Source organism: Celerinatantimonas diazotrophica (genome assembly GCF_004339545.1).
Lineage (GTDB): Bacteria > Pseudomonadota > Gammaproteobacteria > Enterobacterales > Celerinatantimonadaceae > Celerinatantimonas > Celerinatantimonas diazotrophica.
In genome coordinates this window covers 116013-132048 of sequence record NZ_SMGD01000019.1, presented here as the reverse complement: position 1 = coordinate 132048, position 16036 = coordinate 116013, and the positions used below count along the sequence as shown (strand labels likewise).

At 47.2% G+C, this 16036-nt stretch carries 13 protein-coding genes; 6 read left to right on the top strand and 7 right to left on the bottom strand.

All coding sequences use genetic code 11. The annotated features are described in order from the left end of the window. Nucleotides 1–23 precede the first annotated feature (23 nt). The 6 genes from EV690_RS17990 to EV690_RS17965 all read left to right on the top strand — a co-directional run bounded on the left by EV690_RS17990 (nucleotide 24) and on the right by EV690_RS17965 (nucleotide 7374). On the top strand, nucleotides 24–902 hold the full coding sequence (locus EV690_RS17990) for a LysR family transcriptional regulator (protein WP_131914412.1): 879 nt from the start codon (nucleotides 24–26) through the stop codon (nucleotides 900–902). Between the two features lie 132 nt (nucleotides 903–1034). After that, nucleotides 1035–2243 carry a pepsin-like aspartic protease gene (locus EV690_RS17985; RefSeq protein ID WP_131914411.1) on the top strand — a complete coding sequence of 403 codons (1209 nt, stop codon included), beginning with the start codon at nucleotides 1035–1037 and terminating at the stop codon, nucleotides 2241–2243. 10 nt (nucleotides 2244–2253) lie between these two features. After that, complete coding sequence (locus EV690_RS17980; protein ID WP_165872819.1) at nucleotides 2254–2502, top strand: avidin/streptavidin family protein; 249 nt, start codon at nucleotides 2254–2256, stop codon at nucleotides 2500–2502. 319 nt (nucleotides 2503–2821) lie between these two features. Continuing rightward, the gene (locus tag EV690_RS17975) at nucleotides 2822–3301 is read left to right on the top strand and encodes a hypothetical protein (RefSeq protein ID WP_131914409.1); all 480 of its coding nucleotides are present in this window, start codon (nucleotides 2822–2824) and stop codon (nucleotides 3299–3301) included. 308 nt (nucleotides 3302–3609) lie between these two features. Beyond that, complete coding sequence (locus tag EV690_RS17970) at nucleotides 3610–6333, top strand: response regulator (RefSeq protein ID WP_131914408.1); 2724 nt, start codon at nucleotides 3610–3612, stop codon at nucleotides 6331–6333. Nucleotides 6334–6471: 138 nt separating this feature from the next. Then, the gene (locus EV690_RS17965) at nucleotides 6472–7374 is read left to right on the top strand and encodes a diguanylate cyclase (protein ID WP_131914407.1); all 903 of its coding nucleotides are present in this window, start codon (nucleotides 6472–6474) and stop codon (nucleotides 7372–7374) included. Between the two features lie 353 nt (nucleotides 7375–7727). Here EV690_RS17965 and acnB read toward each other — a convergent pair whose 3' ends face one another. The 7 genes from acnB to EV690_RS17930 all read right to left on the bottom strand — a co-directional run bounded on the left by acnB (nucleotide 7728) and on the right by EV690_RS17930 (nucleotide 16010). Further along, the gene (acnB, locus tag EV690_RS17960) at nucleotides 7728–10319 is read right to left on the bottom strand and encodes a bifunctional aconitate hydratase 2/2-methylisocitrate dehydratase (RefSeq protein WP_131914406.1); all 2592 of its coding nucleotides are present in this window, start codon (nucleotides 10317–10319) and stop codon (nucleotides 7728–7730) included. Further along, complete coding sequence (gene citG, locus EV690_RS17955; protein ID WP_396022813.1) at nucleotides 10313–11251, bottom strand: triphosphoribosyl-dephospho-CoA synthase CitG; 939 nt, start codon at nucleotides 11249–11251, stop codon at nucleotides 10313–10315. The genes acnB and citG overlap by 7 nt, the downstream gene beginning before the upstream one ends. 93 nt (nucleotides 11252–11344) lie before the next feature. After that, the gene (citF, locus tag EV690_RS17950; protein ID WP_131914405.1) at nucleotides 11345–12871 is read right to left on the bottom strand and encodes a citrate lyase subunit alpha; all 1527 of its coding nucleotides are present in this window, start codon (nucleotides 12869–12871) and stop codon (nucleotides 11345–11347) included. 18 nt (nucleotides 12872–12889) lie between these two features. Continuing rightward, complete coding sequence (gene citE, locus EV690_RS17945) at nucleotides 12890–13765, bottom strand: citrate (pro-3S)-lyase subunit beta (protein WP_131914404.1); 876 nt, start codon at nucleotides 13763–13765, stop codon at nucleotides 12890–12892. Next, a complete protein-coding gene (citD, locus tag EV690_RS17940) occupies nucleotides 13762–14055 on the bottom strand; it encodes a citrate lyase acyl carrier protein (RefSeq protein WP_131914403.1) in 294 nt (97 codons plus the stop codon). Before citD ends, citE begins: the two co-directional genes overlap by 4 nt. A gap of 17 nt (nucleotides 14056–14072) precedes the next feature. Then, on the bottom strand, nucleotides 14073–15122 hold the full coding sequence (citC, locus tag EV690_RS17935) for a [citrate (pro-3S)-lyase] ligase (RefSeq protein ID WP_131914402.1): 1050 nt from the start codon (nucleotides 15120–15122) through the stop codon (nucleotides 14073–14075). A 15-nt stretch (nucleotides 15123–15137) separates the two neighbouring features. Beyond that, a complete protein-coding gene (locus EV690_RS17930; protein ID WP_131914401.1) occupies nucleotides 15138–16010 on the bottom strand; it encodes a fumarylacetoacetate hydrolase family protein in 873 nt (290 codons plus the stop codon). Nucleotides 16011–16036 lie beyond the last annotated feature (26 nt).

The following is a 16036-nucleotide window of genomic DNA, read 5'->3' as shown; positions in this document are numbered from 1 at the left end:
AGTGTTATGTTGAGGAGCAAAAAATGGAACTTCGTCAACTCCGCTATTTTTTAGCGGTCGCCGAGTGTGCCCACTTTACTCGAGCTGCCGAGCAGTTAGGAATGGCTCAGCCGCCGTTAAGTCGACAGATCCAAAGTCTTGAGCGAGAAATTGGTACTGCATTGTTTATTCGTGCTTCCCGCGGGGTCAGGCTGACTGCCGCCGGTGAGCTGTTTAAGGTGCGGGCATTACAGATTTTAGCCGATAGTGCGCAGGCCATGAGCGAAGTGCAGAGTTTAGCGCGCGGTGTCAGTGGGCACCTGTCGATAGGGTTTGCCGGGTCGATTGCGTTTCACCCGAAAGTTCCACGCGCCATTCGTTCATTTCGTGCTGCTTACCCGGATGTGCACCTCAGCTCTCACGAAAATGACAGTATTCAGTTGGTAGAGTCAGTGCTCAGTTCCCGACTTGATTGCGCCTTTGTTCGTGAACCCCTTGATTGTGGCGACTTGCAACGACTGGCACTAGTGAGCGAAGAGCTGGTGTTGGTGGTGCCGACGTTGCATCGACTTAGTCGTGAACCCATTGTCGATGTTGCGATGTTAGCAGATGAACCATTTATTATGTTCCCGCGTGCCATCGGCACCCATTTGTACGATTATATTATTCATAGCTGCCAGCAAGCCGGGTTTATCCCGACCATACAGATGGAATCGCCACAGGTATCATCGATCGTCAACATGGTGGCTGCGGGGTTTGGCATTTCGTTAATTCCGGCCTCGATGAAGTTTATTCAGTTGCCCGGGGTTTGTTTCGTGCCGGTGCGGCCGATTTTGTACTCTACTGTTACCTTTATTTACCGTCGCTATGAGCGCTCAGCGTTAGTGCTGAATTTATTAAAGATGTTGGATCAGGAAAACTGAGGTTGGCGATTGATTCGTGGCATATCTTGCCAAGAATGTATTTTTATCAATTCGTTGCATTGAACGCGGTGATTGTGAGATGAATGATACGGAGCATTTTTGCTCCGTTCATTTTAATAAGGATATTGCAATATGACCCATCAAGGTGCAAAAACCATCAAGGGGTTGACGTTACCCCTGTATCGTGGGCCCTACCAATATAATGGCGCTTCGCCTTGGTACGCACAGATTGGCATTGGTACCCCGGCGCAGCAACTCAAATTAGCGATAGATACTGGAAGTAACTTTAACTGGATCAGTTCATCATTGAGCTCAGTGATGAACCGCCAGCATTATGGCGGCCTTTGTTTTGATACCCAAGCATCCAGCTCTTTTAAGATACTGAGCAAGGAGGCCATCACCGTTGATTTTGGGCCTTGGGGCTGCATGCAGGTCTGCTTAGGACAAGAGCAGTTGACCTTAGCGATGACCACAGAGCAAGATCTGTTGGTCAATGAGTTGTATTTTTCTGAAAAATACCAGGGACGGCAGTTTGCTGAGCTCGATTGGGACGGTGGTATTGGCGTGCCCAGCTATAGTTATCAGCCTGTGACCGAGACCGGGGTGCTGCAAGCCTATCGCGGGGTGCATCGCTGTGAGGTGGCGGGGGAAACCGGATCGTTTCATTTTATGGAGTCGTTATATCACCAAGGTATCATTGATCAGCACTCTTTGTTCGTTAGTTTTCACACCAATGCGCTCACCAAACGGGGCAAGGTCAGTTTTGGCCAGTTGGATGAGCGTTATCGAGACAGTTTAGAATACCTGTTTTTACCCTGGCGGCAGGTTCCCGGCGAGCCGCTCCAGTCACTTTACTACATTTGGACCACACCGATGCAAAGCCTGGCGATCGGTGATCAGTTAATTGCTCAGGCTCACGCCGATCAGCCGCTCTCATTTTGCCTTGATTCGGGCTCGTCACTGTTTAAAGGCGATCCGGATATGATGCTGCGAGCCTACTATCAGGCCTCATTAACCCACGGCGATTTAATAATTGAGCTAGGGCCGGATGCGCATGGGCAAAGTCAATCACTGACGCTGCCAGCCAGCTTGTATGACGTTGAAATTGAAGCCGGTGTTCTGATGGGTGAAACCTTGGCTCAGTTTCAACCGATGGCCGGTTTAGAAGGGCTCACATTGGTTGGATCAGTGTTGTTGGATCATCTCTACTGTGTGTATCAATATCAACTAGATGACAATAACCGCCTAGCCCCACTGGGCATGTGGCTGTTTAACAAACCGGACGATGTCAAAATTATCGCTAAACAACAGGAAAAACCTGCTGCAATCTTTTCATGTTAAGGAGTCACTGATGGGCAATTCATCGATGGTCGTGCCATTAACTGGGCACTGGCAGAATAGTTATGGTTCAACGCTGGATCTGAACGTTGCGCACAACGGTAGTTTAGTGGGACAGTATGCCTCCACTACCGGTGCCAGTGGCACTTATCCAGTGTTAGGGCAGTGTCAGACGAATGCTGCTGGTACAGGGATAGGGTTAGTGCTGGGCATTAGTTGGCGAGCGCTGAGCAATACCGACCCAGCTCCTAGGGACTGTTGACCTTTGGTGGTTGAATTTTGTTCAAATTAAACGCATTTTGAACGCGGCGCGCCCTGCGTCGCTTAATGAGTTAAGCAAGCAGGGGGCAACAAAGTTCAGGATGCGTTTAAATGAACCCCAAGGGCAGTATCTGAGAGGAATTTATCCAGCGTTAAACGTTCTTTGTGGAGAATAACTACACGGCACAACGTTTGCCTTGCCTAAATCCCTCTCAGATTTCTGCAAAACTAATCACGAAAGGTCAACAGTCCCTAATAATAACACGTGGCATTGGGTTTCAACTTACTGCGGGCAGCTAACAACCAGTGGGCAGTTATCGGTGATTAACTCTCTGGTCGCCACCACGAGTTTTGAGCAAATTGCGCAAGGCGATTATATCGATAAATTAAGTTTTAACCGCCTGGGCGATGTTGCATTTTTTGACCCCAACTGGCTGAACGCGGGGGAGAAAGTCGATAATCCGATAAATGGTTACTGGTTATTGCCCGGTAGTGAGTGCGCTCTTGAGCTCGCTGTGGTCAGTGATTATGGTCTGATTCAGGGCCAACTATTGTTGGCGGATCAATCGACTATCGCAATTCAAGGGTTTACCGATACACAAGCGTCATTGTTAGGTGAAACGCCGTGGCGCCAGAGCGTGAGCTTTAATGTCTGTTGTGAGACGCAGATTTTATCGTTTAGCGGTTATTTAGATGTGGCTTGCAATCAACTCAAATTGACCCGTTGGCAGGCCCATGGAACAGCTCCTGGCGATGAATATTTGCAAGCAAGTGCCGCGGCTTATCATTTCGTACGTTAATTATTGTTTTCGACCCCACAGTTTTCGGGATGGCTTGCTGCCATCCCGATTTTTTTATGTATCATCCATTATTGTTGACTTTCTTGTTCATAAAGAACTAAAAAAGTCGCTCTTATATCAATTCTAGTTATATATTTTAGATAACTATCATGATCGCTGATAGAACCTTTAAAAATGATAGGCAATCAAGACTTTTAGTTGACAGAGCCTGCGAATCAAGGTGAGCTAAGAATAAATACCCTTAGCGCAAATCAATTTAAATTGTATGGATATCTGTGGATACTCATCTGTATCCAGTGGAGAAAATAATGCAGTTGTTTAGTCAACGCGATGAGCAGCATCAACGAGTCATGCGGGAATGTTTTGAAAGTCTCTGGCAACATTCTGCCGATTTTATGTTTGTGATGGCTGTTGAGCCGAATGGCGAATTTACCCTTTATGACAATAATCCCGCCTCGCGCAAAGTGATGGGGCTGCCCATGGATACTTGTGTTGATCACTTTAATATCCGTGATCTGTGGGATGATGAAATTGTTGAAGGGCTTTATGCCTCGTATCAGCAGGCCATTGATGCCCATAAACCGGTGTCTTTTGAGCAATATGCCACCCGTGGCGAAGATAATGCGATATTTGCAAATACCTTGTTGGTTCCGATCTACGATAAAGATGATAATCCGATTTTTGTCTGTGGCGTCAGTCGCGATATTTCCGATCGCAAAGCGATGGAGCAGATGACCTTAGATGCCAATGAGAAGCTTCAGGAATATAGTCAGGCTCTGGAAAATATCAATAAAAACTTGGATGACAAAGTTCGCGAGCGAACTTGTGAGCTGGAACAAACCGCCCAAGAGCTAGAGGCTGCCCTAGAGACTAAATCGTCATTTGTGGCGCGTATGAGCCACGAGATCCGCACACCTATTAATGCGGTGCTGGGGTTTTGTAACCTGCTCAATAAAACCTCACTGGATGATATGCAGCGTGATTACATTGCAAAAATTCTCGACTCTGGTGAAGTTCTTCTTCGTCAAGTTAATGATATTCTCGATTTTTCAAAACTTGAAGCCGACAGCGTCAGTATCGAGAATATTGAGTTTGAGCTGGAGCCGACGATTCATCAGGCGATTAATATCAACAGTTTGAATGCCGATACAAAAGACCTCGAGATTGTACTATCGTTGGATTCATCTGTTCCGCAAAAGCTCATTGGCGATCCGGTTCGGATCAAGCAGATTTTGATTAATTTAGTGAATAATGCGGTTAAGTTCACCGATTCAGGATACGTCAGTGTCAATATCAGTGCTAAGCCAACTGGTAATTGCGACAAAGTTTTACTTGAAATCGATGTGCAAGATACGGGTATTGGGATTACTCAAGAACAACAACAACGTTTGTTTCACTCATTTTCACAGGCCGATGATAGCATTACACGGCGTTTTGGTGGCAGTGGCTTAGGGTTAGTCATTAGTCGCAAATACGCGCAGTTAATGGGTGGGGAGCTTAGTTGCAAAAGTACCCCGGGCGAGGGCAGTTGTTTTCATGTTTCATTACCGTTGGGGCTTGTGCAGAACCAGAGTGATAGTGAACGCCATGGCTCTGGCGATGGGTTCCGGGTGCTGGTGGTGGATGATCTGCCGATTTCTCGGCAGGTGCTTAAAACCATGCTGGGTGAGCTGGGGTATCAGGTTGAAGTAGCCACCGATGGCTATGAAGCCGTTGAATATGTCAATCAAGCCTTTGATATCCGTCAACCCTTTGATGTTATTTTGCTGGACTGGAAGATGCCACGAATGGACGGCATTGAAACCTCTGAGCAAATTCACTCGCGTTTTCAGGAACAAACGCCCCCTATTTTGATGATCTCTGCCTATGAGCGACAAAAGATGCAGGCGTATTGCAACGATGGTTTGATCAGCTCATTTATCGAGAAGCCCGTATCGCCTTCGTCACTGTTTGATGCTGTGGAATCGCTATTGTCTCGTCATCTGCGGATGACTAAAAACACCGATCCCAAGGTGAAACAAAAAGACCTGAGTGCCTATCGGTTATTGCTGGTGGAAGATAACCCGATTAACCAGCAGGTAGCGCAGGGGTATTTAGAAGATACCCATATTCACGTTGATATCGCCAATAATGGTGAACAAGCGATTGAATTTCTGTCAAAAAATGATGTCGATATTGTTTTGATGGACATTCAAATGCCTTATATGGATGGGTTGACTGCTACGCAGAAATTACGACAAGAGTTGGGTTTTGACAAACCCATTATTGCTATGACCGCTCATGTCAGTGATAGTGCGATTAGTGAATGTCTTCATAGCGGCATGGACGCTCATGTAGGTAAACCCATTGACTCAGTTGAATTATTTTCTGTTTTATTGAGATATTTAGCCAGTGATAACGATTTAAGTCATTTCAAAGATCATCAAGAGAAAGGGCCCCTGACACACCCGCAATTGTGCGAAGCACTTTCACAAATTCAAGAGCTGAACCTCCAAGAGGCGATGAGTCGCATTGGTGGTCGTAATGAACTATATTTTTCTCTTTTAGAGACCTTCTATAGTCAATATCGCCATCGTCACTTTATCGAACAACTGCAAACGGCGACCCCGGAAGAACTTCGTAATTTTGTTCATGCGCTGAAATCGAATGCTGCTTATATTGGCGCTTATGAGTTAGTGAATCGCTGTCTGGAGTTGGAATCAGAGCTGCTTGATGGCGAGGTCCAACCTCAGGGGTTAACGTTGTTTGAATCGCTGGAGAAACTATTGGTGAAGTTAGATCCACTGCTTGAACATTATCTCACGGAGCAGTCGATCAACAGCGTTAATGCTTTTAAACAGCATCTATCCCAGTTAGAAGGACAACTGCGTACGGCCGATTTCGCCTTTGAGAAGACGCTTAAAAAGCTTACCTCGTTTGTGACGCGAAGGGATGATCTGAATCGACTTCAGCAAATTCAGAACGCAGTGGAAGAAATTGAGCTAGAAACGGCCGCCAAATTAGTTGCGCAGTGGCGCAGTGCTATCGATTAAGAAAGTTTATTTTGGCCTGAGTGAATAACAGAATCTGATTATGGTATCGTGTGTGAGTAGCAATTTATACTTATTCGTTGCGATTGAATAAGTACATAAAAATGGATCTCGCTAAGCGTTACATGGAGTTAACTTTGTATGACAATCGATTCATTGTCACACCCCACTCAACAAGTGTTAATTGTTGATGATGAGGTGATTAATTTGAAAGTACTGAGCAATTTATTGCGCGATGAAGCCAGTATTATTTTGGCCAAAAGTGGCAAACAGGCCATCCGCAAGGCTCGCGAACTCAGGCCTGATTTGATCATTCTTGATATTAAAATGCCAGAAATGGACGGTTTTGAAACGCTCTCTGAGCTGCATCAATTACCACAGACGGCTGCAATCCCGGTGATTTTTATTACCGGCTTAAGTGACGAGCATTACGAAGAGAAAGGGCTCTTGTTAGGGGCGGCAGATTATATTTTTAAGCCGTTTCATCCTGGGATCGTCAAGGCGCGAGTCCATACTCATTTGCAGCTGGTTCGCCAACGCACAATGCTCGAGCATCTCGCTAACTGTGATAGCCTCACCTCACTGGCCAACCGACGTTATTATAAAAAGATCCTCACCCGAGAGTGGATTAATGCCATTCAGAATAAGCAGCCTGTTTCATTAGCGATTTTTGACATCGATAATTTTAAACATTACAACGATGAATTTGGCCATGATGCAGGTGACCATCTATTGTGCCAAGTGTCCTCGATTTTAGCCAGCCAGTTTGATCAAGAGCCGCTGTTGATTTCCCGTTTTGGGGGGGAAGAGTTTGTTGCGCTCATGCCAACCTTTGGTCAACCCAAAGCCCGCCAATTAATCGAGCAATCGGTCAAGCAAGTGAGTGATCACACCAATGTGACCATTAGTGCCGGCGGCTCCAGCTGCATCCCTAATGACACCACCTCCAGCTCGACGCTATTTTCTAAAGCTGATAAAGCCTTGTATGTCGCCAAAGGCCGGGGCAAAAATTGCGTGGTTTGGTCCGAAGAACATTTTGTGTGATGGCCAGATAATCTTAGACAGCTAGATAATAGAGTATGGGGGTGATAAAGCCTCGAAGTATTAAAATCATTCTATGGATAATCATCGTACTCTTAGCCCCTAGTATGATTAGTCCTGTATTCATATGACAATGAAAAGCATTTCTAGCCCTATTGCTGAATCAACTACGTAGTCGATTCAGCAATAGGGCTGTATTTAAATATCACCGAAAATATATTCACGCATACTGCGTTAGCGACATTTATCGGGATATGGATGTTTTATTTGTTCCGCTAACCTGCATATTTATAAAAAATAAACGTCTGAACACCCAATGAGCGATTCACTCAAACAGTGTCAGACGTTTCGTTATTTTAGGCCGGGGTAATGGCGATGGTTTGCTCGGTTGGGCAATAGTCATCAATCTGGTCAAAATTGAGATAACGATAGACATCCGGACTAGCGGGGTCGAGTTTTTCCATAAACGCGTGATATTCTTCGGCAGTTGGAATATACCCCAAGATTGCAATAATCGCGCTCAATTCTGCAGAGGCCAGATAAACATGTGCTCCGGAGCCTAAGCGATTGGGGAAGTTTCGAGTCGAAGTCGAAACCGCCTGACAGCCGGGGGCGACACGCGCCTGGTTGCCCATGCAAAGAGAGCAGCCAGCAGGCTCAACTCGGGCGCCAGCGCGGATATAGCGGTTGAGATAGCCCTCTTGAGCGAGCTGTTTGGCATCCATTTTAGTGGGGGGCGCCAGCCATAATTTAGCTTTCACTTGCGCTTGAGACTGTTCTAACAATTGCCCCGTTGCTCGGAAGTGACCGATATTGGTCATACATGAACCAATGAACACTTCATCGATTGGGTTGTTCGCTACATCGGATAACCGGCGAACGTCATCTGGATCGTTCGGCGCACATAATAGAGGCTCTGTGATATCGGCTAAGTCAATGTCGATCACCGCAGCATATTCGGCATCTGGATCGGCTTGAATCATCGTGGGCTGATCCAGCCATTGCTGCATGGCATCGACACGCTGTTGCAGTGTTTGGGCATCACTATAACCTTGGGCGATCATCCACCGCAGCAGCGCGATGTTAGAGCGGATATATTCTTCGATATTTTCCTGTGACATCTGCACCGTACAGGCAGCAGCGGAACGTTCAGCGGTGGCATCGGCCAGTTCGAAAGCCTGCTCTGCTTTGAGCTCGTTAAGTCCTTCGATTTCGATGATACGACCCGAGAAGATGTTTTTCTTGTTCTGTTTTTCAACTGTCAGCAGACCTTGCTGAATCGCGCAGTAAGGGATCGCATGCACCAAATCTCGCAGTGTCATATGAGGCTGCATTTTCCCTTTAAAGCGGACCAGAACCGATTCTGGCATATCCAGCGGCATCATGCCGGTTGCGGCGGCAAACGCCACTAACCCAGAGCCGGCAGGGAATGAAATTCCCAGCGGGAAGCGGGTATGTGAATCTCCCCCTGTGCCCACGGTGTTGGGCAGTAACATCCGGTTCAACCATGAATGAATAATGCCATCGCCGGGTCTTAATGCAACGCCGCCTCGGCTGGCAATGAACTCAGGCAATGTGTGTTGCAGCTTAACATCGACTTCGTTTGGATAAGCCGAGGTATGACAAAAAGATTGCATCACTAAATCGGCCGAGAATTTCAGGCAAGCCAGATTTTTCAGCTCATCCCGAGTCATCCCTCCCGTTGTGTCTTGTGAACCGACCGTAGTCATTTTAGGTTCGCAGTATTGGCCGGGACGGACCCCTTCACAGTTGCAGGCTTTACCAACCATTTTTTGAGCCAGCGAAAAGCCTTTATTCGACGCGTTGACGGCCTTAGGCTGACGGAATACATCACTGGCTGGCAGGTTAAGGAACTGCCGAGCCTGAGCGGTCAGTTTACGACCGATGATTAAGAACAGACGGCCACCGGCTCGCACTTCATCCAGTAAAATATCGGTTTTGAGCTGAAATGAACCGATGACCTGGCCACTTTCATGATCCTGAATCTGTCCCTGATAGGGCAATAAATCAATCACCTGGCCATGTTTCAGTGCACTGACATCGCCTTCCATGGGCAAAGCCCCGGAGTCTTCTAAAGTATTAAAGAAGATCGGTGCGATTTTGCCAGCAATGACATACCCCCCATCCCGCTGGTTTGGCACATAAGGGATATCGTTGGCAAAATTCCACAGCAGTGAGTTGGTCGCTGATTTGCGTGATGAGCCAGTTCCAACCACATCACCGACGTAAATCAGAGGGTTGCCTTTGGCTTTGAGCGTTGCAATCTCTTGAAGTGGCCCAACTTCGCCTGCTTTATCCGGTGTTACGCCTTCTCTGGGGTTGGCCAGCATAGACATGGCGTGCAACGGAATATCCGGACGGCTCCAAGCCATTGGAGCGGGGGATAAGTCATCGGTATTGGTTTCCCCGGGCACGTTAAATACGGTGAGTGTTATTTTTTCAGCCACGGCTGGGCGAGATAGAAACCATTGTGCATCCGCCCAGGATTGCATCACCTGTTTGGCGTATGGGTTGTTGGCTTTGCATTTCTCGGCTACATCATCGAATTTATCGAAAATAAGCAGTGTCTGGCTTAGAGCGTTGGCCGCTAAAGGGGCTAATTTATCAATATCCAATGCGTCGATTAACGGTTGAATATTATAGCCACCGCGCATGGTCCCTAGTAGCTCGATTGCTCTGGGGGCATCTATACCGGCGATCGTTAAGCCATCCAGCGCAATACGCGCCAAAAATTCTGCTTTGATTTTCGCCGCGTCATCGACGCCACAGGGAACCCGTTGTTCCAACAGCTCAATCAGTTCGGGTTGTTTTTGAACAGACTGCTCTAAAAGCGTTGTCAATTGAACGACTTGAGCAGCAGTCAGTGGTTGTGGGGGAATCCCGAGTTTTGCGCGTTCTGCGCAGTGTTGTTGATAATCTTCTAGCATATCGGTTGACTCGAATTTTCAAAAGGATGTGTTGTTGATGGTTGTGGAAAACGGGAAAGTAACCAAGTGACACTCAATAAGTCGGCACTGCCGCCAGGGCTTAAGTGGTGGCGGATCATCTCCATATCCAATTGCTGGAGTTGCATGATCAGTGAATCGTCATCATTCCAGAGATGGGACAGAATCTGAGAGGCTCGTTGCTGAACAAAATTCAATGCCTGGATCCCCCCTCTGGAGACGATATTGGTATCTGGATTGTGAGCCATTAATGAGACTAATACTCGCAATAGAGCTTGGCGTTGCGAGTAGCCTTTTGTCATGGCAAGGTTCCAGATAGGCAGTGCATAGCGGTGTACCGTTGCAAACCCGCTAGCTGCCTCGCCTCTTGCGCCCAATAGTCCGAACGCTTGAAATAATCGTTGTCCAGCGCTCATCGGCTCTGTGCAGTGTTGCAACTCATTTAAAACCAGCTGAGCGGTCATTTGCGCGACCTGATCCGTCAAGAGCGTTGGCGTCACATCAGAGCGTTGCTGCGATAACCGACCATAAGCTAAACACAGTAGGCTCAGCGCAAAGATAGCACCTTTATGGGTATTAATTTGACCGGTGGCAGCAAACATAGCTCGTTCACAGGCCAGTCCACAGGGGCGTGCTTTGAAAAGTGAAACCGGTGCGGCTAATTTTGCGGATTGTCGGCCAATCTCGATAAAGCGATCAAACCAAGGGGATATGGCGTCAATACTGGCTTCGAATAATGCCAAATCCATATCGTGATGTGCACCATTATTGGCTTCATCGACCAACCCCGGTTTAGGGGTGAGATGCACTTCGGCGCGTAGCGACTGAGTCGCCATTTGTGCAAAATAGCTTTGTCTTGGCGGCTCAAATGGTTCATATTCGGGCGACGCAAGTGGCGTTAATCCGGTAGCCAATGGGAGCTCCACAACGTTTAAATGCGGTTAAAGAATGCTTGCCGCCAAACACGGCAAGCACGAACGATAGAATCTTCAGCGCGAAGGATGAATTTATTCCATCGGTTTGACTTGGCGGACCACATCGATGACTGAGCCGTCACGATAGCGAACAATGCCGACTACACGATCAGTGAATTCAATCGGTTTGGGGGTGCCAGTGAGGCTGATTGCTTTTTCATACAGCGCTTCAATGGTCGTGACCTGCATGCCAGCTGCTTCCAGTCGCTCTTTGATTTCAGGTCGAGCGGGATTGACTGCGATGCCGTGGTCTGTGACTACAACATCGATGTTTTCACCGGGAGTCACTTGTGTGGTGACATGTTTAACGACCGTTGGGATCCGTGTTCGTAGCAGAGGCGCGACAATGATGGTTAAGTTAGCTGCAGCTGCAACGTCGCAGTGCCCCCCTGATGCGCCGCGCATTACACCGTCAGAGCCGGTTAATACGTTGACATTAAAATCAGTATCAACTTCGAGTGCACTTAGAATGACAATATCGACCTGGTCACAACATGCGGCTTTTGAGGCTGGGTTTGCGTAAACATGGGTTGATATTTCAACATGATTTGGGTTTTTACCGAGTGATTCGGCCGCACGGCGGTCAAAACATTGGGTATCTAACACTTTTTCGATCAATCCCTGTTCATGCAGGTCGACAATGCTACCGGTAATCCCGCCCAGTGCAAATTTAGCGACAATCTGTTGGCGTTTCATGCGTTCAGCCATGAACCGGGTACAAGCTGTTGAAGCGGCACCTGAACCGGTCTGAATTGAGAAACCGGTTTTGAAGTAGCCAGAATGTTCGATGACATCGGCAGCGCTTCGGGCAATCATCAATTCACGAGGATTTGAAGTGATACGAGCCGCCCCAACACTGATTTTAGCTGGGTCACCTACCTGTTCAACCGGAACGATATAGTCAACCTGATCCTGACGAATACTGGCTGGCATGTGTGGGAATGCAACGATCTCTTCGCTCAAAAGAACCACTTGGTGAGCAAATTGAGCGTCGACCATGGCATAACCCAGTGAACCACAATTTGAATGGCCCTGAGTACCGCTAGCATTACCAAATTCATCGCAACACGGAACCCCTAAGAAAGCGACATCAATGTTCAGTTCGCCATCTTGAATGAGTTTGACTCGTCCGCCGTGTGAGTGGATTTGTACGGGCTCTTCCATCAGGCCATTGGAAATTTCTTCGGCCAGTTTACCGCGCATTCCAGAGGTATAAATACGGCGGATAACGCCAGATTTGATATGTTCAATTAACACATCGTTACAGGTCATCAGTGAGCTAGAAGCTAAGGTTAGACCTTGAAACCCCATTTCAGCCAGACACGCGACGACACGGTTGATGACTTTGTCCCCTTCACGAAAAGCGTGATGGAAAGAGATGGTCATCCCATCTTTAAGCCCCGTTTTTTGGATGACTTGTTCAAGGGTTGGGCAAATTTTACGTTGATGTTTTGTTTGTTGATCGTCTAACCACGGGGTCTGATGATGGGCTCCCTGAAAAGGTTTTAACTCTACGGGTAAGGCGAATTGCCTGTTTAAATTTTCGGTTATATCAGTCATGAGATTAAATCCTGTCGATTAGTGGCGGACACCAGATGCTTTAGCACGTTCTAAGACGGAGCGAGCACGGTTGATGATCGGGGCATCGATCATTTTCCCGTTCAAGGATATGACTCCGAGCCCTTTTTCTTCCGCTTCTGCGGCGGCAGCTAAAACACGATGAGCGTGTTCCACTTCTTCTTCACTCGGTGCATACGCATTGTGTAACAACTCGATTTGACGAGGATTAATCAATGATTTGCCGTTGTAGCCAAGTTTACGGACTAACTCGACTTCTTCTAAGAAACCTTCATCGTTGTTGACATCCGAGTAAACGACATCAAATGCATCGATGCCAGCAACACGGGCCGCGTGTAGGACAGCGCAACGGGCATAAAACAGCTCTGAGCCATCACCACGTTCAGTTTGCATATCCATGACGTAGTCAAAGGCCGCCAGAGCAATCCCGATGAGACGTTTTGAGCAGCAGGCTATATCAACGGCATTCACAACACCCTTGGCTGATTCAATAGCCGCCATGGTTCCGGTTGAGCCAACTTCACGTCCGCACTCTTTTTCGATACGGGCGATCTGTTCTTCTAATTTATGGAGATCTTCTGGGCTGTCAGTTTTTGGTAAACGAATCACATCCGCGCCAGCACGGACACAAGCTTCTAAGTCTTTTAAACCAAATTCAGTATCTAATGGGTTGATTCGAACTACTTTTTCAATCCCTTCATAAGCGGATAATCCAAGGGCATGCATCACTAATAAACGGGCACTATCTTTTTCCCGCAGTGAAACTGCATCTTCAAGGTCGAACATCACCGAATCAGGTTTATAGACAAATGAGGTAGATAACATGGCCGCATTGGCGCCTGGAATAAATAACATACTACGACGTAGTTTTTTCATAATAAGACCTCCCAATTCAGAGCTTCAGATTTGGCGGCTCTTAAGACGGCGCTTTGAACTCGTGCCCGGATGACGCAATCCAGTGCGCCTTTATCTTGGATCACGATCAAGCCCGTGGTCACGCCCAACTGGCTTAATTCGTGGTTAACGATAGCTTTGATCTGGTCACCAAATTGTTTAATGACTTCACTTTTGATGATGACTTGCAGCTGCTCTGGGTCGGGAGAAATTTTGACCATTAGATCACTGGATTCCAGTGTCCCGGCAATGGCCTCTTGTACAATTTTCATAACATGTCCTAGTGCTTTTATTTCGTCGAAACGGTCATTAACGGCTCAACATTATGTTGGAGTCGGGTATAAGTGCTTGAGGGAACAATTTCTTTTATTTTGGCAAGCTGTCCTTTGTGTAGCAGGTGACGGACGCGCGAAGCGGAGATCGGCATTCCGTCTGGATCTGTTTGGCGTTGAACCTCAACAATATCGAGTGCTGGGTATTCATTGATGTTTTCAGTCCCTAACCAGTAATGGATTTGGGCGTTATAGGCGGCTGTAATTGGGCAAAAAGGTTCGGTACCGATAAAACGATGGGTCAATCCTAATGCTGGCGCAATATAGTTGCGAAACAATAAGAGATCGATGGCAGCGTACGCGTTATCGACTTGTTGTTGATCTTTTAAAAAATAACTGGGAAATGTCGCTCTGGAGATCAGGTAAGGCCCGCCAGGATACAGCGTAATATTGGGTATCCCCCGAGTGCCATCTTTGATCATAGCGAGTCGCTGATGATAACTAAACTCAGATAAATCTTCACTGACAACGAACAAATGGAGCCAATCACTTTGTTGGCAGGCTTGTTCGATTAAATACCGATGGCCGAGTGTAAACGGATTAGCATTGATGACGATACTGGACTGCGAAGCACCTGCGCGACGAGATTGCGATAACTTTTTGCAAAAATTGGCAATCCCAACCGGGGTGTTTTCCATTAACAACGCATCCGGTGAGCTGACTAATTTATAAAAACCACAGCCTTCAAACAGGCTTTGATTTGACGGTTTGGTGTAGAGAAATAGATGATGTTGACCCAATTCGCAGGCTTTGTACTGGCATTCATCGACTAACTTCACGGCCAGTTGGTGCCCTTGGTAGTCTGGATCAACTGCGACATTGCGAATCGTTGATCCGCTGAGTCCGGCACAACCGACGACCTTATTTTGATAGGTCGCAATCAACAGTTGCTCAATGCTTTGATCCAAATGAAGATTAACCCGTTTTAACAGTCGGTCCAGATCGACTGGAAGGAATTTCAGCTCAGTAAGTGATGTCCAGTTCAGCTGTATATCGTCATTGTTCATAGGTGCCTTGTTACCTTAGGCTGTGCGCATCAGTAAATTTGGTTGTTGGTCAACGTCATCGACAATCGGGTTAGATAGCGTTCCAATCTCAGAAATAGACACTTCAATTCGGTCGCCAGGATTGAGGAATAACGGCGGATGGCGCATTTTGCCAACGCCACCTGGAGAGCCAGTAATAATGACATCACCAGCACTCAATTCAGAGAAAGTTGAAATGTAGGCGATGAGTTCGGCGACGGGATGAACCATATTCGCCGTTGAATCCGACTGAACCTGTTGGCCATTGAGGTAAGTCTGTATCGTCAGTGTTTGTGGATCGGGAATTTCATCGGCGGTGGTCATCCACGGGCCAAACCCACCACTTTGACGCCAGTTTTTACCTGCCGTAAACCACGTGTGTTGCCAATCACGCGCAGAGCCGTCCATATAACAACTGTAACCGGCAACATGGTTTAATGCTTGCGCTTGGCTGATGCGATAGCCGCCTCGGCCAATGATCACGGCTAACTCACCTTCATAATCGAACTGGGTTGAATAAGCTGGTTTAAGAATAGGTTGCTGGTGGCCTGTTTGGGAGTCGGGGAAGCGGACAAATAAAGTGGGGGCCGGACTGGTTTCATCGAATTCAAGTCGTTTCTGAGCATAGTTCATGCCGACACACAGGATTTTCCCAGGGTTTGCGATAACCGGTAGGAAGTCGATATCTTCAATTGCAAAATCCACTGGAGACGATGCATAGGAGCGTATTTGATCGAGTGCATCGTCTTGCAGAAGTGATTTTAAATCAGGATAGCTGTGCGCCAGTTTTCGCCCTAAATCGATAATTCCTTGATCAGTGACGATCCCGTAACTTTGAGTCCCTTGATGTAAATAATTAGCAATGTTCATACAACTTCCAAAGCTAGCGTGAGAGT